This window comes from Bacillus sp. LR--39 (assembly GCF_053613335.1).
This window is the reverse complement of sequence record NZ_JBSIOT010000688.1, coordinates 1-797: the sequence shown is the minus strand read 5'-3', so window position 1 is coordinate 797 and position 797 is coordinate 1. Positions and strand designations below refer to the sequence as shown.

The 797-nt window shown below is 40.5% G+C and carries 2 pseudogenes; both read left to right on the top strand.

Annotated elements, in window-relative coordinates:
- Positions 1-185: pseudogene (nsrR, locus tag ACWHAR_RS25865) on the top strand (nitric oxide-sensing transcriptional repressor NsrR); the annotation flags it as partial.
- Between the two features lie 151 nt (positions 186-336).
- Positions 337-797 (top strand): annotated as a pseudogene (lytF, locus tag ACWHAR_RS25860) (peptidoglycan endopeptidase LytF); the annotation flags it as partial.

The following is a 797-nucleotide window of genomic DNA, read 5'->3' as shown; positions in this document are numbered from 1 at the left end:
ATTTTAATATTGTTGAATGTTTTGATGCGAATAAGAATCTCTGTGTTATTTCCCCGGTTTGCGGCTTAAAACATGTGCTGAATGAAGCGCTTTTGGCCTACCTCGCAGTTTTAGACAAATACACACTGCGCGACCTCGTCAAAAACAAAGAAGATATCATGAAGCTTTTAAAAATGAAGGAATAGATCAAGATTCCTTCTTTTTTATGCCCTTTTTCCCCCTTATTGTTAAGATAATTTGGCTATTTTTATAAAAAGGCAAAACGATGAGACAAATGTGCCGATATAAAAAAGAAACAGCGAATGCAAAATCATTGGGGGAAAAAGGAGAGCTAAGATGAAAAAGAAATTAGCAGCAGGGCTGACAGCATCTGCGATTGTCGGCACAACTTTAGCAGTGACACCAGCTGAAGCAGCAACGATTAAGGTCAAAAGCGGAGATTCTTTATGGAAACTGGCCCAAACCTATAACACAAGTGTGGCGGCCCTCACATCCGCCAATCATCTTTCGACTACTGTTCTGTCGATCGGCCAGACGCTTACTATTCCAGGCAGCAAATCCAGCACTTCTTCATCTACTTCAAGCTCAACAACCAAGAAGAGCGGAAGTTCTGTTTACACAGTGAAAAGCGGAGATTCACTTTGGCTGATCGCAAATGAGTTTAAAATGACGGTGCAGGAACTGAAAAAATTAAACGGACTAAGCAGCGATTTAATTCGTGCTGGGCAGAAATTAAAGGTGTCCGGTACTGTTTCTTCAAGTTCTAGTTCCAGTAAAAAAAGCAACTCTAATAAGAG